Raw genomic sequence first — 25,902 nt, forward strand, 5'->3', positions numbered from 1 at the left:
CTCCCCTGTGAAACGGGGGAGGTGGCGCGGCGCCGATAGGCGACGTGACGGAGGGGGCGCTACTGAGCCGGCCGTCCGACATCCACCCACAGCTGACCCTCGATCCGCCCGCCGTTGAGCAGCGGGGCCGCCGATGAAGATCGATCGCCTTCAGCGCCTCTGCGCGTCCAGCACCGCCGGATCGACGGCCAGCCGCCATAGATAGATCTGCCGGGCCTTGGCGCCGGCGGGGAGGCGCTTGAGCTCCGCGTCTTGGGCGTCGGTCAGGCGAAAGCGCTGATAGCCGCGATCCTTGAGGCAGGCGGCGAGGGCGGGCTCCAGCTGTTGGGCGACCCGCCGCCAGGACTTGTTGGCGCGCAGCTGATACTGGGCGGCGTAGTCGATGACGGCGGCGACATCGAGATTGGGATTGTCGGGCGTGGTCGCCGACGGCTCGGGCAGGGGCGTGTCGGTGGCGAAGGCCAGGTCGACGAGCGGGATGGCCACCGGCGCCTGGGTCTCCACCTTGTAGGCGCATTCCACCGCGTCGGTGCGGTACTGCAGGAACGAGATCCCCGGTTTGCCCCAGCTCTCGTCGCGGCGGACATAGGCGCCGGCCGGCGAGGCGAGGCTCGTCATCAGCAGCAGGGCGGCCAGACTGGCGGGGCGGATCATTCTGACGGTCCTTGGCCCGATGGGAGCGCTACCGTCGGTCGAACCGGGCGCGATCGTCAAGAGACGCGCTGCGGAGAAGGGGGACGGCCCCGCCCCGACCCACGGGGGAGAGGGCAGGGGGCGAGGCCGTCGCGACGCCTGGGGCTTAGAACTCTTCCCAGGCGTCGATCTTGGGCGCGGCCGAGCCGGGACGACCGGCGGCGACGCGACGAACGGGCGGCGATGCGACGGCGCGGGGACGCGCGGCCGCGGCCACGACCGCGCCGGTCTGGAACTGGGCCATCAGCTGGGCCAGGACGTCGGCTTCCTTGGCCAGGGCGTGGCTGGCGGCGGTGCTCTCCTCGACCATGGCGGCGTTCTGCTGGGTGACCTGGTCCATCTGGGTGACGGCGACATTGACCTCGTCCAGGCCCGTGGCCTGCTCGCGGGCCGAGGCGGCGATCTCGCCGACCACGCCGTTGATGCGCGACACCTGCTCCAGGATGCTGTGCAGGGCCTTGCCGGTCTGGCCGACCAGGTCGACGCCGGCGCTGACCTGCTCTGTCGAGGCGGTGATCAGGGCCTTGATCTCCTTGGCCGCATCGGCCGAGCGCTGGGCCAGGGCCCGCACTTCCTGGGCGACGACCGCGAAGCCGCGACCGGCCTCGCCCGCGCGGGCCGCCTCGACGCCGGCGTTCAGGGCCAGGAGGTTGGTCTGGAAGGCGATCTCGTCGATCACGCCGATGATCTGGCCGATCTGGCTGGAGGACTGCTCGATCGCGCCCATGGCCGCGATCGCCTTGCCCACCACCTGGCCGCCGCTCTCGGCGTCGGTCTTGGCGTTGGCGACGACCTGGCGGGCCTCCTGGGCGCCGTCGGCGGTGCGCTTGACGGTGGCGGTGATCTCTTCCAGCGCCGCGGCGGTCTCCTCCAAGCCGGCGGCCTGTTGTTCGGTGCGCTTGGCCATGTCGTCGGAAGCCGTGGTGATCTCGAAACTGCCGGCGCGGATGCCGTCGGCGTTGCCCACGATCACCTTCATGGTGTCCTGCAGCTTGGTCATGGCGCCGTTGAAGTTGGCGCGCAGGGTCTCGTATTCGGCGGGCAGGTCGTCATTGACGCGATAGGTCAGGTCGCCGCCGGCCAGATGCTCCAGGCCGGTTCCAAATGAGGCGACGACCAGCTGCTGCTCCTGGGCGATCGCGGCCTGGGTGGCGGCCAGGCGCTCGCGTTCGGCCTGGGTGCGGGCGGCGATGATGTCGGCGTCGGCCTTGATCTTGGCGATCGCGGCCTCCTTGAACACCGAGACGGCGCCGGCCATCTGGCCTAGCTCGTCCTTCTGGCCCAGGGCCGGGACGACGATGTCATTGTCGCCGTCGGCCAGGCGGCCCATGGCGGCCGTCATGGCCTGGATCGGCGCGCAGACCTTGGCGATGACCACCCGCGTGGCGAAAGCCAGCAGGCCGGCGGCGGCCAGGGCGATGGCGATCATCACCATCATGGCGGCGTGGGCCACGCCCTCGGCGGCCTTGCTTTCCTGGCTGGCGACCCGGGTCTGCAGGTCGACCAGGGCGGCGACATTGGCGGTGACGGGATCGATGGCGGGATAGAGTTCGCCGTCGTTGAAGGCGGCGAGCGCGGCCGGGTCGCCGCCCTTGATGACGGCTTCCAGCCTGGCCACGGCCGCCTCGGCGACGGGCATGGCGGCCGACGCCTTGTCGACCAAGGCCTGTTCGTCCGGCGTCATCTCGGTGGCGCGATAGGCGTTCCAGTTCTGGCGGATCGCGGCCTGGGCGCTGTCGATGCTGGCCAGAGCCTTGTCGTGGGTCAGGGCGCCCGACCGCGCCTTGTGGGCGGTGTCGACGATGTTGACGGCGTACATGTCGCTGACCGTCTTCAGGCGCTGCATCGGCTCGAGGCGGTCGACCATGATCGAATGGATGGCGCGGCCGTTCATGGCGTTGGACGCCAGGCCCGCCAGGCCGATCGCCGCCATGCCGACGGCAAGGGCGGCAAGGCATGCCAACAGTCGCGCTTTGATCGTCATATTCATGTCTCGTCCCTCGCAAATCGTAGAAAAAACAGGTCTAGGCGTCCTGATTTCCCGAACCGATCCGGCTTTTCAGATGATCCGCATATCCACGAGGAAGGTTAATGCTTGGAAACGCTGTTCGGCGTGTGGCCATCATTACGCGACAACCTCACGCGACATTCCGTCGCATCACGAAGGTGCAAACGAATTCAAAGAATAACGCCGTGTTTTCGAGGTTCTATTCTGCATAATATTTGATCATGCGGACCGAACTGTTGGGTCTCGACGGCGTCCGTCGGCTGAGCAAGATCGTTTCGTCGGTCGCGGCGTTCGTGGAGGCGAGGGGACAGGCGGGCGCGAACGCGGGGCGTTCACGATGTCGGACGTCGGAAAATCAAGGGTTTATGATTTTCTCGCACCGCGCTTTCGGAGGCGGAGAGGGCTGACCTCATACTGATCTCACCTGACAGCACGGGAAGGGCGTCCGGCCGGCGACTGAGGCGGCTGTCAGGGGTGATCGAGCGGGTTAGAGGATGGGGGACGTAAACCCATCCATCGGGGATCGGCCAAGGTCTCCGCCCGTCCGAAGGTCCGCTCCGGGTCCCTCCGGAATCGGCGTGGCTTGCAGCCTCAGGGCTGGGTCCGTCGCGAGGAGGACAAGCCCGGGTGGGGCAAAGGGTTGAACCAGACCCGCGCGCCCCGGCCAGAGGGATAACGGTCACGCGGAGCGGACGGCTTCGTCGAAACGGTGTTTTTCTACCCCATCCTCCGGGCGTCGCCCGGACGCTCCGCGCCTTCCCATCACCATCGCAGCGAAAGCGCGAGGTTGCTGACACTCGCCCCCACCGGACCTGCTGCGCAGGTCGTCCGCCCCCATAGGGGGCAGATCGGATCATCTTCCCCCTATGGGGGAGGAGCGCGCAGCGCGGAGGGGGCGAGTTACAGATCTACCGCACCAGCTCCCGCATCGCCTTGTCCAGGCCCTCGATCGTCAGGGGGAACATCCGGTCGTTCATCAGGGTCTTCATCACGCCGATCGACTGGGTGTAGTCCCAGTGCCGCTCGGGGGTCGGGTTCAGCCAGATGCAGCTCTGGTAGATATCCGCCACCCGCTGCATCCAGATCGCGCCCGGCTCCTCGTTCCAGTGCTCGACGCTGCCGCCGGGATAGGTGATCTCGTAGGGGCTCATCGTGGCGTCGCCGACGAAGATCACCTTGTAGTCGGCGGGGAACTTGTGAAGCACGTCCCAGGTCGGGATCTTCTCGACCTGTCGGCGGCGATTGTCCTTCCAGACGGCCTCGTAGAGGCAGTTGTGGAAGTAGTAGAATTCCAGGTTCTTGAACTCGGTCCTGGCGGCGCTGAACAGCTCCTCGCAGAGCTTGATGTGGCCGTCCATCGAGCCGCCGATGTCGAAGAAGATCAGCACCTTGATGCTGTTTCTCCGTTCGGGCCGCAGCTGGATGTCCAGATAGCCCTTCTCGGCCGTGCCGCGAATGGTGCCGTTCAGGTCCAGCTCCTCGGCCGCCCCCTGGCGGGCGAACTTGCGCAGCCGCCGCAGGGCGACCTTGATGTTGCGGGTGCCCAGTTCGACGCTGTCGTCGAGGTTCTTGTATTCGCGCTTGTCCCAGACCTTCACGGCCCGGCCGTGCCGGCTCTTGTCCTGGCCGATGCGGACGCCTTCGGGATTGTAGCCGTTGTTGCCGAACGGACTGGTCCCGCCCGAGCCGATCATCTTGTTGCCGCCTTCGTGGCGCTTCTTCTGTTCCTTCAGCCGCTCCTGAAGGGTCTCCATCAGTTTCTCGAAGCCGCCCATGGCCTCGATCGCCGCCTTCTCCTCGTCGGTCAGGAACTTCTCGGTCAGGGCCTTCAGCCACTCTTCCGGGATGTCGGCGGTGATGCCGTCATTGACGGTTTCCAGGCCCTTGAAGACGTGGCCGAACACGCGGTCGAACTTGTCGAGGTTCTTCTCGTCCTTCACCAGGCTGGCGCGGGACAGGAAGTAGAAGTCCTCGACCGAACGGTCGATGACGTCCTTGTCCAGGGCCTCCATCAGCAGAAGATATTCGCGCAGGCTGACCGGCACCTTGGCCTGGCGGAGCTCGGAGAAGAAGCGAAGGAACATCGGCGCGCGCTTTCGAACAGATGTTCGGAGTGTGGAGGGTTCTTTATGAAGACGCAACGGGGCGGCGTCACTCGCCCCCTCCTGACCGCTTCGCGGTAGTCCTCCCCCATAGGGGGAAGATGAGCTCGGCGCCCTTCATCTTCCCCCTATGGGGGAGGAGCGCGTCAGCGCGGAGGGGGCGAGACTCGCTTCAGAATGAACTCCAGATCCTGGGTCTCCCCGACCGGAAAGAAATACTCCCCCGCCTTCGCAAACCCCATGCGCTGATAAAGCTTCTGCGCCCCGAAATTCTCCGACCACACGCCGATCCACAGCGTGCGAGGCCCGTCCCTCTCCAGCCAGTCCAGCGCGGCGTTCAGCAGCATCGAGCCCTTGCCGCCGCCCTGGTGCGCCTTCAGCACATAGATGCGCTTGAGCTCGCCATCGCCGTCCTTCACGTCGTCATGCGGCAGCTCGCAGGGCCCCGCCAGGGCGTAGCCGATCGCCTCGCCGTCGTCCTCCAGCAGCCAGGTGGCCTTGCCGGGATGCTCCAGGCTGGCCAAGGTCTTCTCTCGGCCATAGGCCGAGGCCAGGAAGGTCTCCAGGTCCTGCGGCGGATAGAGATGCTGGAAGGTCTCGACGAAGGTCTGGGCTCCCAGGCTGGAGACCGTGTCGACGTCTTGGGCGGTGGCGCGGCGGAGAGTGAGGCTCATGTCGCTTCTGATAACCGCGATCGGCCGGTTTCGTCCAATGGCTGTCCGCGATACGCTGAGGCCATGACCGTCGCGCTCTATACCCACTCCGACATGCTGGACCACCGGCCGGGCGAGGGCCACGCCGAGCATCCCGGCCGGCTGCAGGCGGTGATCGACGCGCTGGGCGACGACCCCGGTCTCGACCTGGAGACGCTGGAAGCGCCGATGGTCGACATCGCCGACCTGGCGCTGGTGCATCCTCAGGCCTTCATCGAAGCGATCTTCGCCGCCGCGCCGCATGCGGGCCGGCACGCCCTGGATCCCGACACCGTGCTGTCGCCCGGCAGCTTGGGCGCCGCCCGGCGAGCGGCCGGGGCTGCGGTCACCGCGGTGCGCGCCGTGGCGGCCGGGGAGGGAACGCGGGCCTTCTGCGCCGTGCGACCGCCGGGCCATCACGCCGAGCCGGACATCGCCATGGGCTTCTGCGTCTTCTCCAATGTCGCGGTGGCGGCGCGGGTCGCCCAGGCCTCGGGCCTGAAGCGGGTGGCGATCGTCGACTTCGACGTCCACCACGGCAACGGCACCCAGGCGACGTTCGAGAACGACCCGACAGTGTTCTTCGCCTCGATCCACCAGTCGCCGCTCTATCCCGGCACCGGCGATCCGTCCGAGACCGGCTTGGGCAATATCGCCAACGCCATCGTGCCGCCGGGCGCCGCGCCGCAGCTGTGGCGCAGCCGGTTCGAAGGGCTGATGGACCTGGTCGACAGCTTCTCGCCCGACCTGATCCTGGTCTCGGCCGGCTTCGACGCCCATGTCCGCGATCCCCTGTCCGCCCAGAACCTCGAGGCCGAGGATTTCGCCTGGGCGACCCGGGCGATCGTCTCGGTGGCCAACGCCCGGTCGCGGGGCCGTATTGTCTCCTCGCTCGAGGGCGGCTACGACCTACACGCGCTGGGGCGTTCAGCCGCCGCGCATGTCAGCGCTCTGCAGGAGGGATGAGGGACTGGAGGCACGCCTCCGCTTCCCGGGGAACATGGCCGACGCGATCGCCGACCAGGTCCTTGCGCAGGACAAGCCCGTCAAGTCGGGCCTCATCACCCTGGCTCGTCACGGCGAGCCGGCCTTGTCGCGCAAGGTGCGCTTCAACGCCAAGGCCTATGGCGAATGGTGGGACCGTTACGAGGTCGGCGGTCTGAAGGACGGCCAGACCCCGCCCGACTCGCTGATCCAGACCTGCCGCACGGCGGACGTGGTCATCGCCTCGACCCGCCGCCGCTCGATCGAGACCGCCCAGGCGGTCTGCGGCGGCAAGGCCTTCGCCACCGATCCGCTGTTCATCGAGGCGCCGCTGCCGCCGCCGCCCTGGCCGTCCTGGATCAGGATGACGCCCAGCCACCTGGGCTTCTTCGCGCGATTCTGGTGGTGGTTCTTCGATCATCACCTGGACCAGGAGAGCCGGGCCCAGGCCGAGGTCCGCGCCGACCAAGCCGCCGATCTGCTGATCGATCTGTCCGCCAGCGGACAGGAGGTGCTGGTCCTGGCCCATGGCTTCTTCAACTGGATGATCGCCCGCTCCCTGACCAAGAAGGGGCTGCGCAAGCTGGTCGACGAAGGCCATGGCTACTGGAGCGTCAAGCGCTTCGCCCGGGCCTAGACGCCTCGAAAAGCGCCTTTCGCGCCAATCGGACTTTCCTTAACCAAGCCCTCGCTCTACGCCGTTGCCCGCTTCTTCCCGCGCCACTAGGGTGCGGCCTGTTCTCCTCGGAGTTGAAATGACCGACGCCTCGAAAGCCATCGACGGAGATCTCGCTGGACTGAGCTTCGAGCAGGCCCTGGCCGAGCTCGAAAAGATCGTGTCCGAGCTGGAGTCCGGCCAGGCGCCCCTGGAGCGGTCGATCGACATCTATGAGCGCGGCGCGGCCCTCAAGGCCCACTGCGAAAAGAAGCTCGAGGCCGCCCGCCTGAAGGTTGAGAAGATCGTGCTTGGCCAAGGCGGCGCCGTCAGCGCCGAGCCGGCGGACTTCACCTGATGGGGTCTGCGCCGATCTCCTACGACGAGTTCGACAAGGTCGACATCCGTATCGGGACGGTGCTCAGGGCCGAGCCGTTTCCGGAGGCGCGCAAGCCCGCCTATAAACTGACCATCGACTTTGGGCCGAAGATCGGCGTGAAGCGCTCGTCGGCCCAGGTGACCAAGCACTACGCCCTCGAGGAACTGGTCGGACGCCGCGTGGCGGCCGTGGTGAATTTTCCGCCACGCCAGATCGGTCCGGTCATGTCAGAGGTGCTGTGTCTTGGATTTCCGGACGCGGAAGGGGAAGTGGTGCTGCTGAATGTGGATCGGCCGGCGCCGGACGGGGGGAAGCTGTTTTGATGGATCTGGAACGGCGCATCGTTCAGGCGGCCGACATCGTCACGGTGGCGCTCGATGAGCTTCTGCCGCGCGCCGAAGGCCCTGAAAGCCGTCTGACGGAAGCGATGCGCTACGCGGCGCTCGGTCCCGGAAAGCGGCTGCGACCCTTCTTCGCCCTGGAAACCGGCAAGATGTTCGACCTGCCGGAGCGCCCGGTGCTGCGGGCGGCCTGCGCGCTGGAATGCATCCACGCCTACAGCCTGGTGCACGATGACCTGCCGGCCATGGACGACGACGACATGCGTCGCGGCCGTCCGACCGTGCACATTCAATATGACGAGGCGACCGCGATTCTGGCCGGCGACAGCCTGCAGACCGCCGCCTTCGAGATCATGGCCCACCCCGACACCCACGACGACGGCAATATCCGCTCCGAACTGGTGCGCAAGCTGGCCATCGCCTCGGGCGCCAAGGGCATGTGCGGCGGACAGATGATCGATCTGCTGGGCGTCCGCGATGATCTGGGCGCGGTGGCGCGCATGCAGCGCCTGAAAACCGGCGCCCTGATCGCCTTCGCCTTTGAAATTCCTCTGATCATCGCCCGGGCAAAAGATTCCGAGCGCGCCGCCCTGATGGGCTTCGCTCAGGACCTTGGTCTGGCCTATCAGATCGTCGACGACATTCTGGACGCCGAGGGCGACGAAGCCGTGCTGGGCAAGGCCGCGGGCGGCAAGGACGCCGCCAAGGGCAAGGCCAACTACGTCACCCTTCTGGGCCTCGACTCGGCCAAGGAGCGGGTGACGCTTCTGGCCGCTCAAACCAAGTCACACCTCGATATTTTCGGCGAACGGGCAGACCATCTGCGTCGAAGCGTTGATTTCGTGCTGGACCGACGCAACTGACCGCGCTTTCTTCGGACATGCCTACCGTGACACCTCTCCTCGACAAGATCGCCTCGCCCGCCGACACGCGTGGGCTTTCCGTGGCGGAACTGAAGCAGTTGGCCGAGGAGGTGAGGGCTCAGACGATCGACGCCGTCTCCGTCACCGGCGGCCACCTGGGCGCGGGCCTGGGGGTGGTCGAACTGACCGTCGCCCTGCATCACGTCTATGAGACGCCCAAGGACATCCTGATCTGGGATGTCGGCCACCAGGCCTATCCGCACAAGATCCTCACCGGTCGGCGCGATCGCATCAAGACGCTGCGCCAGGGAGGCGGCCTGTCGGGCTTCACCAAGCGGGCCGAGAGCGAATACGACCCGTTCGGCGCGGCCCACGCGGCCACCTCGATCTCGGCGGCGCTGGGCTTCTGCGCCGCGCGCGACGCCAAGGGCGAGAACAACAAGGTCGTGGCCGTGATCGGCGACGGCTCGATGAGCGCGGGCATGGCCTATGAGGCGATGAACGCGGCGGTCGACACCACCAAGCAACTGACCGTCATCCTCAACGACAACGACATGTCGATCGCCCCGCCCGTGGGCGGGATGAGCGCCTATCTGGCCAACCTCGTCTCGGGCGGCGCCTACCGCAAGGTCCGCAAGCTGGGCAAGACGGTGGTCGAGAAACTGCCGACCCCGGTGCGCGAAGCAGCCCGCAAGGCCGAGGAATATGCTCGCGGCATGGTCACCGGCGGCACCTTCTTCGAGGAACTGGGCTTCCATTATGTCGGCCCGATCGACGGCCACGACATGGACGCTCTCGTCTCGGTGCTGAAGAACGCCCGCGAGTTCGAGGACAAGCCGGTGCTGGTCCACGTCGTCACCCAGAAGGGCAAGGGTTACGCTCCGGCCGAGGGCGCGGCCGACAAGCTGCACGCCGTCGTCAAGTTCGACGTCGTCACCGGCCAGCAGCAGAAGCCGGCCGCCGGGCCGCCCAGCTACACCAAGGTGTTCGCCCAGGAACTGGTCAAGCAGGCAGAGGCCGACAACAAGATCGTCGCCATCACCGCCGCCATGCCCTCGGGCACGGGCCTGGACATCTTCCAGAAGGCGTTTCCGGAACGCACCTTCGACGTCGGCATCGCCGAGCAGCATGCGGTGACCTTCGCCGCGGGCCTGGCCGCCGACGGCATGAAGCCCTTCGCGGCGATCTATTCGACCTTCCTGCAGCGCGGCTACGACCAGGTCGTCCACGACGTGGCCATCCAGCGCCTGCCGGTCCGCTTCGCCATGGACCGCGCCGGTCTGGTCGGCGCCGACGGCCCGACTCACGCCGGCACCTTCGACGTCGGCTTCATGGGGGCTCTGCCCGGCATGGTGCTGATGGCGGCCGCCGACGAGCTGGAATTGGCCCGCATGGTCGCCACCGCCGTCGAGATCGACGACCGGCCCAGCGCCTTCCGCTATCCGCGCGGCGAGGGCCTTGGCCTGGAAATGCCCGTCGGCCGCGCTGATCCGCTGGAGATCGGCAAGGGTCGCATCGTCCGCGAGGGGACCAGCGTCGCCATCGTCTCGTTCGGCACGCGCCTGACCGAAAGCCTGAAGGCTGCCGACCTGCTGGCCGCGCGCGGCCTGTCGGCCACGGTCTGCGACGCCCGCTTCGCCAAGCCGCTGGACATCGACCTGCTGCTGCGGCTGGCCCGCGAGCACGAGGCTCTGATCACGGTGGAAGAGGGCGCCATGGGCGGCTTCGGCGCCTTCGTGCTGCAGGCCCTGGCCGAGCACGGCGCGCTGGATCGCGGCCTGAAGATCCGCACCCTGGTGCTGCCCGACGTCTTCCAGGACCAGGACAAGCCCGACCTGATGTACGCCCAGGCCGGCCTCGACGCCGAAGGCATCATGCGCGGCGCCCTGTCGGCGCTGGGGATCGACAATATCAGCGCGGCCGGTCGCCGGGCCTAAACTGCAGGCCTAGGCCGCGCAGGACCGGAAGAACGCCTTGACCTGGCCGCGGTCTTCGCTGGCCACGTCGAGGTTGTGACGCTCGCCCTGGGTCACCACGGCCAGTTCGCCCGTCAGCTGGAAGCCGGCGAGGGCGGGGGCGCTCATCTTGCCCTGGGCTTCCAGCAGGCCGCTCTCGACCAGGGCGCTCTCGGCCTTCTCGGCGCGGAAGCGGCTTTCCGAGCGATCCGAGGCCAGGACGATCTCGCCGCCGTTCAGGCCGACGGCCGAGATGCGCACGCTGTCGGCGCCGGGCGAGCAGCTCAGCATCAACACCACGTCGTCGCTGTGCGGGCGGCCATAGGCCAGGCGCGGCGTCTCGCCGGCCTCGCTGAGATAGACCCAGCGATAGCTGTCGACGGCCACCTTCTCGTGGGCGCAGCCAGCCAGGCCGGCGCTCAGCAATCCCAGGGCGATGAAGGCGACGATCGAACGTCCCATGGCGGTTCTCCTGCCTGAGGGAACGCGACGGGAGCTCGCTGGTTTCGCCGACCTCCAAAACGCATCAGGCGCGGACACCCTGCCGGGGCCGCGCCTGAGCATCTTGAAGCGGTTGCGCGGTCCTTATCGGAACCGCGCATGATCAGGATCAGAAGGGCGAGAACTTCTCGACCAGGGCCTGGCCGGCCGGGGTCTTCTGCACGCGGCTGATGTCGCCGCGGCCGCCGTAGCTGATGCGGGCTTCGGCGATCTGGGTGTGCTTGATCGTGTTGGCCGACGAGATGTCCTCGGGGCGCACGATGCCGGCCACGGTCAGCTGGCGCAGTTCGGCGTTGGTGCGCACTTCCTGCGTGCCCTGGATGACCATGTTGCCGTTCGGCAGGACCTGGCTGACGACAGCGGCGATCGTCAGGCTGATCTTTTCCGAGCGGCTGACGCTGCCGCCGCCGGCGTTGCTGAAGGTCGAGTCGGTCCCCACCGCGTTGGCTGGGTCGAAGCCGCCCGGCAGAACCTTGCCGAGGCTGGATTCGAGACCCAGGAAGTTGCTGACGCCAGCCTTGGTGCTCGATGTGCGCGAGCTGGCGGTGTTGTTCTTGGTGCTGGCGCTGTCGTCGATGTCGATCTGGACGGTGACGATGTCGCCGACGCGGCTGGCGCGCTGATCGTTGAAGAAGGCGCGCGCGCCGACCCGCCACAGCGAGTTGGCCGAGGCCGACTGCGGGGCCGGCTCACGGGCCGACACATATTGCTGCTGCATCGGCGCCAGCTGGGCGGGGTAGCCGACAGGAGCCAGTTCCGGACCCTTCACCGCTTCGGAAACGGTCGAGCAGGCGGCCAGCGGGGCCAGGGCGAGGGCGGCAAGGACGATCAGGGCGGGGCGCATGCGAGGAACCTCTAGCGAGCGGCGTAACGGATGGGAGAACGGGTCTGCAAGGACTGGGCCCCCGGACCGACCATCGCCGAGCCCGGGCCCGTCGCGACGGCTTGGATGATCTTCTTCGACAGCGTGTTCTGGACGGCGACGAGATCGCCGGTCGCGGCGGCGGCCATCGCTTTTCCTTGCAGGGCAAGGGAAACGCCGTCGTTTTCGTAGGTGACGGTGATGATGTCGCCCGACTTGATGACCTGGGCCGCGGCGACATCGCGCAGCGAGGCTGCGGCGCCTTCACGCAGGGGGCGGCGGGCGCTCATGCCGATCAGGACGTCCGAGTCCTGCGGGGCGTCCGCCGGAGCAGCGGCCATCTTCACCCAGATCAGGTCCTGGGGCTGCACGATCTCGCCTGCGGCGAGGCTACGCGCATAGGCAAGAACTTCCACACTGCCCCTGGCGCGTGGCGCGCCGGCCAGGCCAGCGCCGCCGTCGACGCCCTGGCGGACGATGATCCGGCGGATGCCCTGCGAATTGTTCCAGTCCAAACCGGCGCGGCGAGCGGCCGATTGAACCTGGGCGGCGTCGAGCACGACCGTGGGACCCACGCGGGTGGCGACCAGCAGCTCCGAGGCCGAACCGGCCCCGTCGAAGATATCGCCCAGGGTGACGCGGCCGTCGCTGTCTGTGGTGTCGTACTTCAGCGAGACGGCCTGGCCGGCGAGGGCGGGACCGGCCAGGGCCAGGGCGCAGACGGTGATCAGGAGGCGCTTCATGAGCTTAGGACCTCAGCTGCGAGGTGGCTTGGAGCATCTGGTCGGCCGTCGTGATGACCTTGGAGTTCATCTCGTAGGCGCGCTGGGCGACGATCAGGGCGGTGATTTCGCTGACGGCGTCGACGTTCGAGGATTCCGTGTAGTTCTGCAGCAGGGTGCCGAAGCCGGGCTGGCCGGGGGCGGCGATGTTGGCTGGGCCCGAGCCGCCGCTCTCCAGGAACAGATTGTCGCCGATGGCTTCCAGGCCGCCTTCGTTCATGAAGTTGGCCAGCTCGATCTGACCGACGGTCTGCGGCGCGGTCTGGCCGGCCAGGGTCACCTGGACCAGGCCGGTTTTGCCGATGGTGATGGCGGTGGCGTTCTGCGGGATGGTGATGCCGGGCTGGACGAGATAGCCGTCCTCGGTGACCACCTGGCCCTGGTCGTTGGTCGAGAAGTTGCCGGCGCGGGTATAGGCGGTCTCGCCCGACGGCATCAGGATCTGCAGGTAGCCCTTGCCCTGGATGGCCACGTCCAACTCGTTGTTGGTCATGGTGGGCGTGCCCTGCTCGGTGATGCGATAGACCGAACCGGCCTTCACACCGCCGCCGACCTGGACGCCCGTAGGAACCACGTTGCCGTCGCTGGACGACTGCGAACCGGCCCGCTCGATGGTCTGGTACAGCAGGTCCTGGAACTCGGCGCGTTGGCGCTTGAAGCCAACGGTGTTCATGTTGGCGATGTTGTTCGAGATGACTTCGACGTTCAGCTGTTGGGCCGACATGCCGGACGCGGCGGTGCGCAGAGCTTGCATCGTCTAAACTCCCTTAATTCACTTTGCCGAGGCGCTCGACGGCGGAGCGCGTCAGTTCGGCGGTGTTGTCCATCATCTTGGCCATGCTCTCGTAGGCGCGCTGTACCTCGATCAGCTTGGTGATCTGGACCACGGATTGGACGTTGGAGGATTCCAGCATGCCCTGGTGGACGATGGCGCTCGGCGCCTGTTGCAGGGTGGTGTTGGAGGTGTTGCGATAGAGGTTGTCGCCTTCCTTGCGGAGGGCCGAGAGGTCGTCGGCCAGCACGACGCCGATCTTGCCGACCGTGACGGCCCCCTGGCTGATCGTGCCGTCCTTGCCGATGCTGACCGGGCCCAGCTTGGGGTCGACCGTGATCTCGCCGCCGCCTTCGTCCAGCACGGGATTGCCCGACTGAGTGACCACCTTGCCTTCCGGATTGGTGGTGAAGCGGCCGTCGCGGGTGTAGCGCTCGCCGGCGGCGGTCTGGATCTTGAAGAAGCCCTTGCCCTCGATGGCGACGTCGAAGTCGCTGTCGGTCTTGGTCATCGCGCCTTGCGTGAAGTCGCGGGTGACGCCGTCGTCGAGCACGAACTTGACGGGGTTGGACCCGCCCATGGTCTTGGCCGGCTTGGCCGCCTCGGTGCGGACCATCAGGTCCTCGGCCTTGAAGCCGGTGGTGTTGGCGTTCGCGATGTTGTTCGCGACGACATCGAGCTCGCGGCGCAGCGTCATCTGACGCGAAAGGCCGACATACAGCGCGTTGTCCATGACGAGTTAACTCGGGCGACTGGCGCGACAAATGCGCCGCAGTCCTATGAGCAATCCTCGTGCCAACGCGAAAAGGTGAGTGAAATCAAGAAATAGGAAGGTTAACGCGGGGGTGTTGGGCGGAGTCTGCCGGGCGGATTCTGCCTGCGACCAAATGGCTTCCAAAACACATCGTTAACCATGGTCGCGCATGAGTACGGGGGTAGATTCCAAGGAACCGCGCGCGTGGCCAAAAAACCCGAAAAGGAAGCTCCGGCTCCCGAAGGCGAAGAGGGCGTCGAAGGCGAAGCCCCCGCCAAGAAGAAGCCGCCGATTCTGATCATCGCCATCGCCGCGGGCGTCCTCGTGCTGGGCGGCGGCGGAGCCGCGGCCTTCTTCCTGATGAAGCCCAAGCCCGAAGCGCACGGCGAGAAAGAGGGCGAGCACGGCAAGGAAAAGAAGAAGGAAAAGAAGGAAGAGAAGGGCGGTCACGGCGCCAAGGAAGGCGAGGGCGCCAAGGGCGCCGAAGGCGGCGCCGGCGCGCCCGTCATCAAGGAAGGCCCCGACGGCGTCGTGTTCTACACCCTGCCCGACATCGTCGTGAACATGCAGACCGCCGACGGCAAGTCGACCTTCCTGAAGCTGAAGCTGACCTTCGAACTGCCCGACGAGGAAACGGCCGAGGCCCTGACGCCGAATCTGCCCAGGCTGCAGGACATGTTCCAGACCTTCCTGCGCGAGCTGCGCCCGGAAGACCTGAACGGCAGCCAGGGCACATATCAGCTCCGCGTGGAGCTGCTGCGTCGCGTCAATCTTGTCGCCGCGCCGTCCAAGGTGAACGCTGTCCTGATCGAGGAGATGCTGATCAACTAGTCCTTCGGGGCTGGTTGGGCGAACCAACATGGCGGACGAACTCGACGATCAGGCCGCGATGGCCCAATGGGCCTCGCAGAACCCCCCGGGCGCCTTCGACCAGCCGGCCGAAGGCGGCGCGGGCGAGTTCGGCGATTTCAGCGGCGGCATGGGCGGCGGCGGCTGGGACGACGGCGGCGGCGACATGGCGGGGTCCGAGCGGATCCTGAACCAGGACGAGATCGACAGCCTGCTGGGCTTCGACCTCTCCGGCGACGGCAATGACGACCGCACCGGCATCCGGGCGATCATCAATTCGGCCCTGGTCAGCTACGAGCGTCTGCCGATGCTCGAAATCGTCTTCGACCGCCTTGTGCGGTTGATGACCACGAGCCTGCGCAACTTCACCTCCGACAACGTCGAGGTCAGCCTCGACAACATCAGCTCGATCCGTTTCGGCGACTATCTCAACTCTATCCCGCTGCCGGCCATCCTGGCGGTGTTCCGGGCCGAGGAGCTGGACAACTACGGGCTGCTGACCGTCGATTCCAACCTGATCTACTCGATCGTCGACGTGCTGCTGGGCGGCCGCCGCGGCACGGCCGCGATGCGCATCGAGGGCCGTCCCTACACCACCATCGAACGCGTGCTGGTGCAGCGGATGATCGAGGTGGTGCTGACCGATCTGAAGAGCGCCTTCGAGCCGCTGCATCCGGTCGGCTTCTCGCTGGATCGCCTGGAAACCAATCCGCGCTTCGCCGCCATCGCCCGTCCAGCCAACGCCGCCATCCTGGTCAAATTGCGGATCGACATGGAAGATCGCGGCGGCCGCATCGAGCTGCTGCTGCCCTACGCGACGCTGGAGCCCATCCGCAAGATGCTGCTGCAGCAGTTCATGGGTGAGAAGTTCGGCCGCGACAATATCTGGGAAGGCCACTTGGCCACCGAGCTGTGGACCACCCAGATGGAAGTGCGCGCCGTGCTCGACGAGCAGCAGCTGCCGCTGTCCAAGGTGCTGAACCTGCAGATCGGCGACACCATGATGCTGAACGCCACGCCCGACAGCCTTGTCGAGCTGCGCGCCGGGGCCATCCCGCTGACGCGCGGCCGCATGGGCCGTCGCAACCATTCGATCGCCATCCGGGCCGAGGCTCCGCTGACCCCGGCGGCGAAGAAGGCGGTTCAGAAGCTGAAATGAGCGTCGTCGCCATCGCCATGAACGCTCTGCTGGCGATCCTGCTGATCGTCGCGCTCGGCTTTGGCTGGCGTCTGGAACGCCGGTTGAAGGCCCTGCGCGACAGTCATGCCGGCTTCGCCAAGGCGGTGGCCGACCTCGACAACGCCGCCGCGCGCGCTGAGCAGGGCCTAGCCGATCTGCGGGCAGCGACCGACGAAGCGTCCGAGACTCTGGCGGTTCGCATCGAACGCGCCCAGGCCCTGGCGGCCCAGCTGGACGAGCGGCTGAACCGGCCGATGGTCACCCCGCCGCCCGCCGCCGCCTCCGCGCCGGCCCGCGAGCGCGCCCCGGCTCCGAAGCCGGAGCGCCGGCTGAAGGCCGAGGATTTCGAGCGTCTCCTGGACCGCGAGGCCCAGGCGACGTCCCGTCCGAGCGATCTTCGCTCCGACGAACCCCTGCCGCGACCCAGCGTCGCCAAGGAAACCCCGCGTTCACGGGCGCGGATAGATGATGACCTCTTCGAGGGGCCGGTGGATCCGCCGCGTCCCGGAAGCAATTTCAGAGCCCGGCGATGAAGAACATTCCCCGCATCCTTCCTCTGGTCGGCATCGCCGTCGGCGGCGTTCTGGCGGTCAACGCCCTGGCGGGCGCCAAGTCGTTGCCCGACATGATCAGCGGCGCGAAGGCGTTCGCCGAGGGCGTCGCCAAGCCGGACGCCAAGGCCGCTCATGGCGAAGAGGCTCCGTCGGCCGAAGGCGCGGCCCAGCCCACCGCCGCGTCGGTCCCGCCTCGCGTCTGCGCCCCGTCGGCCAACGATCTGGCCCGCGAGGCCGGCCTGTCGCCCGCCGAACTGCACATCCTGCAAAGCCTGGGCGCGCGTCGCGGCCAGCTCGACCAGCGCGAACAGGACATCGACGTGCAGCTGCAACTGCTGCAAGCCGCCGAAGCCAAGCTCGACGCCAAGGTCAAGGCGCTGAACGGCCTGAAGGGCGACATCCAGGGCCTGCTGGGCCAGGCCGACACCCAGAAGTCGGCCGAGGTCGATCGCATGGTCACCGTGTTCTCGAGCATGAAGCCCAAGGACGCCGCCGCGCGCATGACGATCCTGGACGACTCGGTGCGCCTGCCGATCGCCGCCAAGATGAAGGAGCGCACGCTCAGCATGATCCTGGCGAACATGGCTCCGACCGACGCCAAGACCCTGACCGAGCGCCTGGCCAACCGCTTCGCCGGCGACGCCATCAACAAGGGCAAGGCCGCGATCGCCGAGAACGGCGGGCAGGCGCCGGCCGCCGCCGATGCTCAAGGCAAGCAGGCCGCGGCCACGCCGCTGGCCGGCGCCGCCGCGCCCAAGAAGGCCGGATAATCCATCCATGAGACTACGCGCGCTCCTGCGGTCCAGCGTCGCGGCGGCTTGTATCGCCAGCGTCGCGGCGCCGTCGGTCAACGCCGCCGGCCCTGCGGCCGCGTCGCGCGCCAGCCTCGACGTGCGCGTCGCCCAGGCCGCCGAGTTCAGCCGTCTGGAATTCCACTGGGCGGGCGGCGCGAAGATGTCGTCCAAACGCGACGGCCAGGTTCTGACCCTGCGCTTCAGCCGTGACGCCAACCCGGACATCGCCGCCCTGCGCCTGGCCCCGCCGCGCTGGGTCAAGGCCGTGGACATGCGCCACAGCTTCGGCGCGCTCGAGATCGTGCTGACCCTGACCGACGACGCCGATGCGCGCCTGGGCCAGGCCGACGGCTCGGACTTCGTCAACATCTTCGCCCGCGCCGGTGCGCCGCCCGCACCCAGCCAACAGGCCGCCGCTGCGCCGCCCGTCGGGCGTCCCAATCCCATGCCGGCCGGCGGTGTCGTTCACGCCGGCTTCGAGAAGGCCGACACCCAGGTCAAGCTGACCTTCGACTGGGCCGCGCCCGCCGGCGCCGCCGTGTTCCGGCGCGGAGAGGCGGTCTGGGTGGTGTTCGACACTCCCGCGCGCCTCGATATCGCCAAGCTGCCGGCCTCGACCGCGCGCTACACCAAGGTCCAGGTCTTCAAGGGCGCCGACTACAGCGCGTTGCGCATCGTCACGCCTGCCGGCCAGCCATTCGCCGCAGACGGGCAGGGCGGTCGCTGGACCATCAGCCTGGGCGCGGGCTCGGACGCCACGCCCGACGCGATCAAGGTGGCCCGCGACGAGAGCGTCAGTCCCGCCACACTCACGGCCGTCCTGGCCGGGGTGACCAAGGCCGTCTGGATCAACGATTCCGCGGTGGGCGACCGCCTGCTGGTCGCGCCGGCCCTGGCGCCGTCCAAGGGCCTGCCGTCGCGCCGCGAATATGTCGAGATGGCCCTGTTGCCCTCGGCTCAGGGTCTGGCGGCGGAAACCTACGCCAGCGATCTGATGGTTTCGATCGAAGGCGACCTGATGCGCATCGGCCGGCCCAAGGGGCTGGTGCTGTCGCCGCTGTCGGCCTCGACGCCGCCCGCCGAGGTCTCCGCCGGCGCGCCGCAGCCGATGGCCATGCCGGCCCTGATCGATCTCGACAACTGGCCCAAGACCGGGTCGGGCGGCTTCCTGGCCCGCTACAACGCGCTGCAGGGCGCGATCCCGGCGGCCAGCGAAGGCGAGGACAAGAACGGCGACATTGGCGCCCGCATGGCGCTGGCCCGCTTCCTGGTCGGCTCTGGCATGTCCTACGAAGCGATCGGCGTGCTCAACGCCGCCGCCCGCAAGCACCAGACCCTGCTGGGCGACGCCGAGTTCCGGGGCCTGCGCGGCGTGGCCAAGGTGATGGCCAATCGTCTGTCCGAGGCCGACGCCGATTTCTCCTCGCCCGTGCTGGCCGACGATCCGTCGGCGGCCCAGTGGCGGGGCTTCATCTCAACCCAGCAAGGCGCGTGGGCCGACGCTCGCCAGAAGTTCGCCGGCGGCGGGCGCGCGTTGGATCTCTTCCCGGCCATCTGGCGCGCGCGCTTCTTGCACGCCCAGGCCGAGGCGGCGCTGGGCACCGGCGACCTGGTCGGCGCCGCGCGCCTGATCGACGCCGCGCTGAAACAGCCCAAAATCCCGGTCGAGGACGCGCTCGACATCCGCCTGACCCAGGCCCGCATGTTCGAGGCCAAGGGCGAGAAGAGCCGCGCCTTGCGGATGTACCAGGCCATCGCCAAGGCGCCGATCGATCGTATCGCCGCGCCGGCCATGCTGCACTCGACCCAGCTGCGTCTTGCCAAGGGTCAGATCAGCCCAATGCAGGCGGCCGACCAGCTCAACCAGCTGCGCTTCCGCTGGCGCGGCGATGGTGTCGAACTGGAGACCATCCGCGGCCTGGGCAAGCTCTATGTCGATCAGGGCCGCTATCGCGAGGCGCTGGAAGTGCTTCGGTCGGCGGGCAACCAGTCCGATCGCCCCGAGGCCATTGCCCTCCGCAACGACCTCAACAGCGCCTTCCGCGCCCTGTTCCTGGACGGTCTGGCCGACGGCATGCAGCCGATCCAGGCCGTGGGTCTGTTCTACGACTTCCAGGAACTGACGCCTCTAGGCGCCGACGGCGACCAGATGGTTCGCAACCTGGTGCGCCGCCTGGTCGATGTCGACCTGCTGGACGACGCCGCCAAGCTGTTGAAATATCAGGTCGACAATCGCCTGGACGGCGTGCCCAAGGCCCAGGTCGCGACCGATCTGGCTTGGATCTATCTGATGAACAAGCAGCCCGAGAACGCGCTGCAGGCCATCAACGACACCCGCACCACCATCCTGCCCGCCGCACTGAACGCCGAGCGCCGCGCCGCGACCGCGCGCGCCTATATGGGCCTGGGCCGCTACGACGCCGCGCTCGAACTGATCGAGACCGACAACGGCAAGGACGCCCAGGAGATCCGCGCCGAGATCGCCTGGAAGCAACGCACCTGGCCCCAGGCCGGCGCGCTGTACGAGAAGACGCTGGGCGATCGCTGGAAGGCGCAGGGGGCTCTGTCGCCCGGCGACGAAGCCCGCCTGCTACGATCCAGCGTGGCCTACAGCCTCGCCGATGACGACGCCGCCCTAGCGCGTCTGCGCCAGCGCTATTCGGACTTCGTCGAGGGCGCCAACAACCCTGACGGCCTGCGCGTGGCGCTGTCGGGCATGAACGTCGAATCGCTGTCCAGCGCCGACTTCGGTCGGGTGACCGCCGACAACGAGGCGTTCAGCGGTTGGGTCTCGCGGATGAAGGACAAGTTCCGCACCGGACGTCCCGCCGGCTCGCCGCGCGGCTAGGCACAGCCTTTCTTCCAGACGCTCGATAATGCCGCGCAAGCGCAAGACCCGTGCGCGCTGACGGCGCTTTGCGTCGATAACCGGCCGGGAAATTCGATTGGTCTTATGGCAGGCCATCCGCGTTTAGCCTAGTTAGAGCCCCGCCCGACTTCCCGGGCGGAACGTTGATTTGTGGCCGCTTGCCAAGCTGGGGTAGGCGTGTCATGACAACGTTGTCATAGGGTGGAAGATCTAGTGAATATGACCAACGACGGCGAAAATGGCCGCGAAGTCCTGGTGCTGCTCGGCGGCGCCGGCGATCTCGCGTTGCGTATGCTGCTGCCTTCCCTCTATTTCCTCGAGGTCGATCGCCTCCTGCCGCACGACCTGCGGATCATCGGCGTGGCGCGCGCCGACCACGACGCCGCCAGCTACAAGGCCCTGGTTCGCGAACAGCTGGGCAAGCGGGCCACCGTCGAGGAGGCGGCCTGGAACCGCCTGGCGGCCCGCCTGGACTATATCGCCGTCGACATCACCAAGGACGAGGGCGCGGCCAAGTTGGCCGAGCGCGTCGGCGAGCACGGCTCGTTGGTGATCTTCTTCTCGCTGTCGCCCAGCCTCTATGGCCCCGCCTGCGCGGCGTTGCAGTCGGTCGGCCTGACCGGCCCCGAAACGCGCCTGGTGTTGGAAAAGCCGATCGGCCGCGACCTGCAGAGCTCGCGCGCGACCAACGCCGCGGTCGGCGCGATCGTCGACGAAAGCCAGATCTTCCGGATCGACCACTATCTGGGCAAGGAGACGGTCCAGAACCTGACGGCCCTGCGCTTCGCCAATGTGCTGTTCGAGCCGCTGTGGGATCGCAACACGATCGACCACGTCCAGATCACCATCGCCGAGACCGAGAAGGTCGGCGACCGCTGGCCTTATTACGATGAGTACGGCGCGCTGCGCGACATGGTCCAGAACCATATGCTGCAGCTGCTGTGCCTGGTGGCCATGGAGGCGCCGTCGGGCTTCGACCCCGACGCGGTGCGCGACGAGAAGGTCAAGGTTCTTCGCTCCCTGCGCCGCTTCACCAAGGACACCGTCGCCCACGACACGGTTCGCGGCCAGTACGTCGCCGGGGTGGTCGAGGGCGGCGCTCGGGCCGGCTATCTCGAAGAGGTCGGCAAGGCCAGCAAGACCGAGACCTTCGTGGCCATGAAGGTGGCGATCGACAACTGGCGCTGGGACGGCGTGCCGTTCTTCCTGCGCACCGGCAAGAACCTGCCCGACCGCCGCACCCAGATCGTCGTGCAGTTCAAGCCGCTGCCGCACAACATCTTCGGCCAGGCCACCGACAACGACCTGTGCGCCAACCGCCTGGTCATCGACCTTCAGCCCGACGAGAACATCGTCCTGACCCTGATGAACAAGCGTCCGGGCCTGTCGGAGGAGGGCATGCGCCTGCAGTCGCTGCCGCTGTCGCTGTCGTTCGGCCAGAGCGGCGGCCGTCGCCGCATCGCCTATGAGAAGCTGTTCCTCGACGTGTTCCGCGGCGATCGCACCCTGTTCGTGCGGCGCGACGAGGTTGAGCAGGCCTGGAAGTTCATCGACGGCGTCTCGGCCGCCTGGGCCGAGGCCAATATCGAACCCGCGCCCTATGCGGCGGGCACCTGGGGGCCGCAGTCGTCCAACGGGCTGATCTCGCCGGGCGGCCGGTCGTGGAAGGCGTGATCATGGCCCAGCCCAAGGTCGAGACCTTCGCTTCGCGAGAGGACCTCTATGGCGCCGCCGCCTCGGTCTTGGTGGCGGCGCTGACAACGGCGGTCGCCACGCACGGCGAGACGGGCTTCGCGGCCACCGGCGGCACCACGCCGGCGCCGGTCTATGATCGCCTGGCCAAGATGGTCGCGCCTTGGGACAAGGTCACTGTCACCCTGACCGACGACCGCTGGGTGCCGCCGTCGCACGAGGCCAGCAACGAAGGGCTGGTGCGCCGTCACCTGCTGGTGGGCGAGGCCGCCAAGGCCGCCTTCGCGCCGCTCTATGTCGACGGCGTCAGCCAGGACGAAGCGGCGCTGCAAGCCGAGGTCGGTGTGGCGACCGCCGCGCCGTTCGGCGCGGTGCTGCTAGGCGTCGGCCCCGACGGCCACTTCGCCTCGCTGTTTCCCGGCTCGCCGGTGCTGGCCCGAGGCCTGGACCCCGCGTCCGAGCGCCTGGTGTTGGCCGTCCCGGCGGGCGCCCCCGCGCCGGACGTGCCGCGCCTCAGCCTCACCTTCAAGGCCCTGACCAACGCCGCGCTGATCGTGCTGCTGGTGACGGGCCAGGCCAAGAAGGCGCTGCTGGAAGGGACCGTCGATCCGGCCCTGCCGGTCGCCGCCATTCTCAAACAGGACCGCGCCAAGGTCCGCATCCTGTGGGCGGAGTAAGCGTCATGAGCCTCAATCCCATCATCGCCAAGGTCACGGCCCGGATCATCGAGCGCAGCCGCGAAAGCCGCGCGACCTACCTGGCCAACATGGAAAGCGCGATCGCCAACCAGCCGGGCCGCGCCAAGCTGTCGTGCGCCAACTGGGCCCACGCCTTCGCCGCCTCGCCAGGCGTCGACAAGGTGCGGGCCCTGGACCCGAACGCGCCGAATATCGGCATCGTCTCGGCCTATAACGACATGCTGTCGGCCCATCAGCCGCTGGAAGAGTATCCGGCGCTGATCAAGGCCGCCGCCCGCGAGGTCGGGGCCACCGCCCAGTTCGCCGGCGGTGTGCCCGCCATGTGCGATGGCGTCACCCAGGGCCGTCCGGGCATGGAGCTTTCGCTGTTCTCGCGCGACGTCATCGCCATGGCCACGGGCATCGCCCTGACCCATGACGCCTTCGACAGCGCGCTCTATCTGGGCGTCTGCGACAAGATCGTGCCGGGCCTGGTGATCGGCGCCCTGACCTTCAGCCACCTGCCGGCGCTGTTCGTGCCGGCCGGTCCGATGACCTCGGGCCTGCCAAATTCGGAAAAGGCCCGCATCCGCGCGCTCTACGCCGAGGGCAAGGTCGGCCGCGCCGAACTGCTGGAGGCCGAGAGCGCCAGCTATCATGGGCCCGGCACCTGCACCTTCTATGGCACGGCCAACACTAACCAGATGCTGATGGAGCTGATGGGCTTCCATCTGCCCGGCTCGGCCTTCGTGCATCCGAACACGCCGCTGCGCGAAGCTCTTGTCAAGGAAGCCGCGCGCCGCGCCGCCGCCGTGACCAACAAGGGCAACGAGTTCATCCCGGTCGGCCGGATGATCGACGAGAAGTCGGTCGTCAACGGCGTGGTCGGTCTGATGGCCACCGGCGGCTCGACCAATCTGGCGCTGCATCTGGTCGCCATGGCGCATGCGGCGGGCGTGATCCTGACCCTGGAAGACCTCGACGAGATCTCCAAGGCCACGCCGCTGCTGGCCCGCGTCTATCCCAATGGCTCGGCCGACGTGAACCACTTCCAGGCCGCCGGTGGCATGGCTTTCGTGATCCGCGAACTGCTGAAAGCGGGCCTGGCGCACGATGACGTCCTGACCATCGCCGGCCCCGGCCTGTCGCGCTACACTCAGGAGCCGGTCCTTGTGGACGGCGAGTTGAGCTGGCGCGACGGCGCGGCGGAGTCGCTGGACACCGCCATCGTCCGCCCGGTCTCCGACGCCTTCAGCCCCGAGGGCGGCCTGCGCATGCTGGGCGGCAATATCGGTCGCGGCGTGATGAAGATCTCGGCCGTGAAGCCCGAGCATCACGTCATCACCGCCCCGGCGGCAGTGTTCCAGGAGCAGGAAGACTTCATCGCCGCCTTCAAGCGCGGCGAACTCGACCGCGACGTCGTGGTGGTGATGCGGTTCCAGGGGCCGGCCGCCAACGGCATGCCCGAACTGCACAACCTGTCGCCGTCGATCTCGGTGCTGCTGGACCGCGGTTTCAAGGTGGCCCTGGTCACCGACGGCCGCATGTCGGGCGCGTCGGGCAAGACCCCGGCGGCGATCCACGTCACGCCGGAAGCGGCAAAGGGCGGCCTGCTGGCCTACGTCCAGGATGGCGACCTGATCACGGTCGACGCCACCAATGGCGATCTGAAAGTGCTGGTGGACGAGGCGATCCTTCGCGCTCGCACCCCAGCTAACGTCCCGGCGTCCAAGCCGGGCTTTGGGCGGGAATTGTTCGGCTGGATGCGCGCGGGGGTCGGCCCCGCCGACCACGGCGCGTCGGTCCTGTTTGCTTGAGGAAGCGGAATAGATGAGCGGCTTGAATGGCGGCGGGCTTGGCCTGGTCGGCGACATCGGCGGAACCAATGCGCGTTTCGCCCTGGTGGAATTCGACGGGCCCGATCCGCGCCTGATCGAGCCGACCGCCTATAAGGGCGAGGACTACGACGGCGCCGAAGACGCCATCGAGCACTACCTGCAGAAGGTGGGCGTACGCCATCCCGACCAGGCGGTGGTCGCCGTCGCGGGGCCGATCGAGCACGGCTCGGTCCACATGACCAATCTGAACTGGCGGATCTCGGAAGACAGCCTGCGTCGCGCGGGCGGTTTCCGGTCGGCCAAGCTGATCAACGACTTCACGGCTCAGGCCCTGGCCGCGCCGCGCCTGTCGCCCAAGGATCTGCGCCAGATCGGTCCGCTGCCGACCTCGGGCGAAGGGGATCTGGCGATCCTCGGCCCCGGCACCGGCTTCGGCGTCGCTGGCATGGCGCGCCGCCATGGCGTCGACACCCCGCTGACCACAGAGGGCGGCCATATCGCCTTTGCGCCCACCGACGAGGTCGAGATCGAGGTGCTGCGCCTGCTGGCCAAGAAGTACGGCCGCGTCTCGGTCGAACGCATCCTGTCGGGACCCGGCATGGAAGACCTGCACGCCGCCTTGGGCGACGCCGAAGGTCGCGAGGTCGAACCGCTCGAAGCCAAGCAGATCACCGATCGCGCCTTGGAGGGCTGCGCCGACAGCCTGTCGACCGTGAACCGCTTCTGCGCCGTGCTGGGCTCCACGGCCGGCGACATCGCCCTGGCCCTGGGCGCGCGCGGCGGCGTGTTCATCGCCGGCGGTATCGGTCCCAAGATCATCGACCTGCTGGAAAAGGGGCCGTTCCGCGAGCGGTTCGAGGCCAAGGGCCGCTTCGTCGACTACATGCAGGCGATCCCGACCCACGTGATCCTGCATCCCCACACCGCCCTGATCGGGGCGGCGGTGGCGCTGACGCCGGAAGGCCGCGCCTCGATCTCCTGAGGCGGGCGTCCTGTCGACGAGAGCGGAAGGGCTCGCCATGACAAGGCTGTCATGGCTTATTGCGTCCCAAGCCGAAGGAATCGGTGAGAGCGTGGCAGCCGAAAGTGGATGCCGGTTTCGGCGC

23 protein-coding genes and 2 pseudogenes are annotated in these 25,902 nt (G+C 67.8%); 15 read left to right on the forward strand and 10 right to left on the reverse strand.

Annotated features, from left to right (window positions below; all coding sequences use genetic code 11):
- Positions 1-150: 150 nt before the first annotated feature.
- The 5 genes and pseudogenes from AC1RUS_RS20065 to AC1RUS_RS20085 form a co-directional block, all read right to left on the reverse strand.
- Positions 151-654, reverse strand: a complete 504-nt coding sequence (locus AC1RUS_RS20065; protein ID WP_492918355.1) for a hypothetical protein — start codon at positions 652-654, stop codon at positions 151-153.
- Between the two features lie 261 nt (positions 655-915).
- Positions 916-1,537: pseudogene (locus AC1RUS_RS20070) on the reverse strand (methyl-accepting chemotaxis protein); the annotation flags it as partial.
- 411 nt (positions 1,538-1,948) lie between these two features.
- Positions 1,949-2,683, reverse strand: a pseudogene (locus tag AC1RUS_RS20075) (Tar ligand binding domain-containing protein); the annotation flags it as partial.
- 926 nt (positions 2,684-3,609) lie between these two features.
- Positions 3,610-4,785, reverse strand: coding sequence for a vWA domain-containing protein (locus AC1RUS_RS20080; protein ID WP_492918356.1), 1,176 nt, complete (start codon positions 4,783-4,785; stop codon positions 3,610-3,612).
- Between the two features lie 164 nt (positions 4,786-4,949).
- On the reverse strand, positions 4,950-5,477 hold the full coding sequence (locus AC1RUS_RS20085) for a GNAT family N-acetyltransferase (protein WP_492918357.1): 528 nt from the start codon (positions 5,475-5,477) through the stop codon (positions 4,950-4,952).
- 63 nt (positions 5,478-5,540) lie between these two features.
- Between AC1RUS_RS20085 and AC1RUS_RS20090 the strand changes: the two genes are divergently transcribed.
- The 6 genes from AC1RUS_RS20090 (at position 5,541) to dxs (ending at position 10,654) form a co-directional block, all read left to right on the forward strand.
- Positions 5,541-6,461, forward strand: coding sequence for a histone deacetylase family protein (locus AC1RUS_RS20090; RefSeq protein WP_492918358.1), 921 nt, complete (start codon positions 5,541-5,543; stop codon positions 6,459-6,461).
- Between the two features lie 34 nt (positions 6,462-6,495).
- Positions 6,496-7,116, forward strand: coding sequence for a histidine phosphatase family protein (locus AC1RUS_RS20095; protein ID WP_492918359.1), 621 nt, complete (start codon positions 6,496-6,498; stop codon positions 7,114-7,116).
- A gap of 118 nt (positions 7,117-7,234) precedes the next feature.
- Entirely contained in the window at positions 7,235-7,492 is a 258-nt protein-coding gene (locus AC1RUS_RS20100) for an exodeoxyribonuclease VII small subunit (protein ID WP_492918360.1), read from the forward strand.
- Entirely contained in the window at positions 7,492-7,836 is a 345-nt protein-coding gene (locus tag AC1RUS_RS20105) for a tRNA-binding protein (protein WP_492918361.1), read from the forward strand. Before AC1RUS_RS20100 ends, AC1RUS_RS20105 begins: the two co-directional genes overlap by 1 nt.
- The gene (locus AC1RUS_RS20110; RefSeq protein ID WP_492918362.1) at positions 7,833-8,717 is read left to right on the forward strand and encodes a polyprenyl synthetase family protein; all 885 of its coding nucleotides are present in this window, start codon (positions 7,833-7,835) and stop codon (positions 8,715-8,717) included. The genes AC1RUS_RS20105 and AC1RUS_RS20110 overlap by 4 nt, the downstream gene beginning before the upstream one ends.
- A gap of 17 nt (positions 8,718-8,734) precedes the next feature.
- A complete protein-coding gene (gene dxs, locus AC1RUS_RS20115; protein WP_492918363.1) occupies positions 8,735-10,654 on the forward strand; it encodes a 1-deoxy-D-xylulose-5-phosphate synthase in 1,920 nt (639 codons plus the stop codon).
- Positions 10,655-10,663: 9 nt separating this feature from the next.
- Here the strand turns inward: dxs and AC1RUS_RS20120 are convergent, their stop codons facing one another.
- The 5 genes from AC1RUS_RS20120 to flgF form a co-directional block, all read right to left on the reverse strand.
- The gene (locus AC1RUS_RS20120; RefSeq protein WP_492918364.1) at positions 10,664-11,134 is read right to left on the reverse strand and encodes a hypothetical protein; all 471 of its coding nucleotides are present in this window, start codon (positions 11,132-11,134) and stop codon (positions 10,664-10,666) included.
- 148 nt (positions 11,135-11,282) lie between these two features.
- Positions 11,283-12,017 (reverse strand): flagellar basal body L-ring protein FlgH, encoded by a 735-nt coding sequence (gene flgH / locus AC1RUS_RS20125; RefSeq protein WP_492918365.1) that lies wholly within the window; start codon positions 12,015-12,017, stop codon positions 11,283-11,285.
- 11 nt (positions 12,018-12,028) lie between these two features.
- A complete protein-coding gene (flgA, locus tag AC1RUS_RS20130) occupies positions 12,029-12,778 on the reverse strand; it encodes a flagellar basal body P-ring formation chaperone FlgA (RefSeq protein WP_492918367.1) in 750 nt (249 codons plus the stop codon).
- Positions 12,779-12,782: 4 nt separating this feature from the next.
- Positions 12,783-13,571 (reverse strand): flagellar basal-body rod protein FlgG, encoded by a 789-nt coding sequence (flgG, locus tag AC1RUS_RS20135; protein ID WP_492918368.1) that lies wholly within the window; start codon positions 13,569-13,571, stop codon positions 12,783-12,785.
- A gap of 13 nt (positions 13,572-13,584) precedes the next feature.
- Positions 13,585-14,322, reverse strand: coding sequence for a flagellar basal-body rod protein FlgF (flgF, locus tag AC1RUS_RS20140; RefSeq protein ID WP_492918370.1), 738 nt, complete (start codon positions 14,320-14,322; stop codon positions 13,585-13,587).
- Between the two features lie 225 nt (positions 14,323-14,547).
- On the opposite strand from flgF, the gene fliL reads away from it, so the two are divergent.
- The 9 genes from fliL to glk all read left to right on the forward strand — a co-directional run bounded on the left by fliL (position 14,548) and on the right by glk (position 25,778).
- Entirely contained in the window at positions 14,548-15,174 is a 627-nt protein-coding gene (fliL, locus tag AC1RUS_RS20145; RefSeq protein WP_492918371.1) for a flagellar basal body-associated protein FliL, read from the forward strand.
- A gap of 28 nt (positions 15,175-15,202) precedes the next feature.
- On the forward strand, positions 15,203-16,351 hold the full coding sequence (gene fliM / locus AC1RUS_RS20150; protein ID WP_492918373.1) for a flagellar motor switch protein FliM: 1,149 nt from the start codon (positions 15,203-15,205) through the stop codon (positions 16,349-16,351).
- The gene (locus AC1RUS_RS20155) at positions 16,348-16,905 is read left to right on the forward strand and encodes a DUF6468 domain-containing protein (RefSeq protein WP_492918374.1); all 558 of its coding nucleotides are present in this window, start codon (positions 16,348-16,350) and stop codon (positions 16,903-16,905) included. The genes fliM and AC1RUS_RS20155 overlap by 4 nt, the downstream gene beginning before the upstream one ends.
- Entirely contained in the window at positions 16,902-17,696 is a 795-nt protein-coding gene (locus AC1RUS_RS20160; RefSeq protein ID WP_492918376.1) for a MotE family protein, read from the forward strand. Before AC1RUS_RS20155 ends, AC1RUS_RS20160 begins: the two co-directional genes overlap by 4 nt.
- 7 nt (positions 17,697-17,703) lie before the next feature.
- A complete protein-coding gene (locus AC1RUS_RS20165; RefSeq protein ID WP_492918377.1) occupies positions 17,704-20,568 on the forward strand; it encodes a tetratricopeptide repeat protein in 2,865 nt (954 codons plus the stop codon).
- Positions 20,569-20,808: 240 nt separating this feature from the next.
- A complete protein-coding gene (zwf, locus tag AC1RUS_RS20170; protein WP_492918378.1) occupies positions 20,809-22,263 on the forward strand; it encodes a glucose-6-phosphate dehydrogenase in 1,455 nt (484 codons plus the stop codon).
- A 2-nt stretch (positions 22,264-22,265) separates the two neighbouring features.
- Complete coding sequence (pgl, locus tag AC1RUS_RS20175) at positions 22,266-22,958, forward strand: 6-phosphogluconolactonase (RefSeq protein WP_492918380.1); 693 nt, start codon at positions 22,266-22,268, stop codon at positions 22,956-22,958.
- Positions 22,959-22,963: 5 nt separating this feature from the next.
- Positions 22,964-24,775, forward strand: coding sequence for a phosphogluconate dehydratase (gene edd / locus AC1RUS_RS20180; protein ID WP_492918381.1), 1,812 nt, complete (start codon positions 22,964-22,966; stop codon positions 24,773-24,775).
- A 13-nt stretch (positions 24,776-24,788) separates the two neighbouring features.
- Complete coding sequence (glk, locus tag AC1RUS_RS20185; protein ID WP_492918383.1) at positions 24,789-25,778, forward strand: glucokinase; 990 nt, start codon at positions 24,789-24,791, stop codon at positions 25,776-25,778.
- Positions 25,779-25,902 lie beyond the last annotated feature (124 nt).

It is taken from the genome of Caulobacter sp. GW821-FHT10F06 (assembly GCF_058809215.1).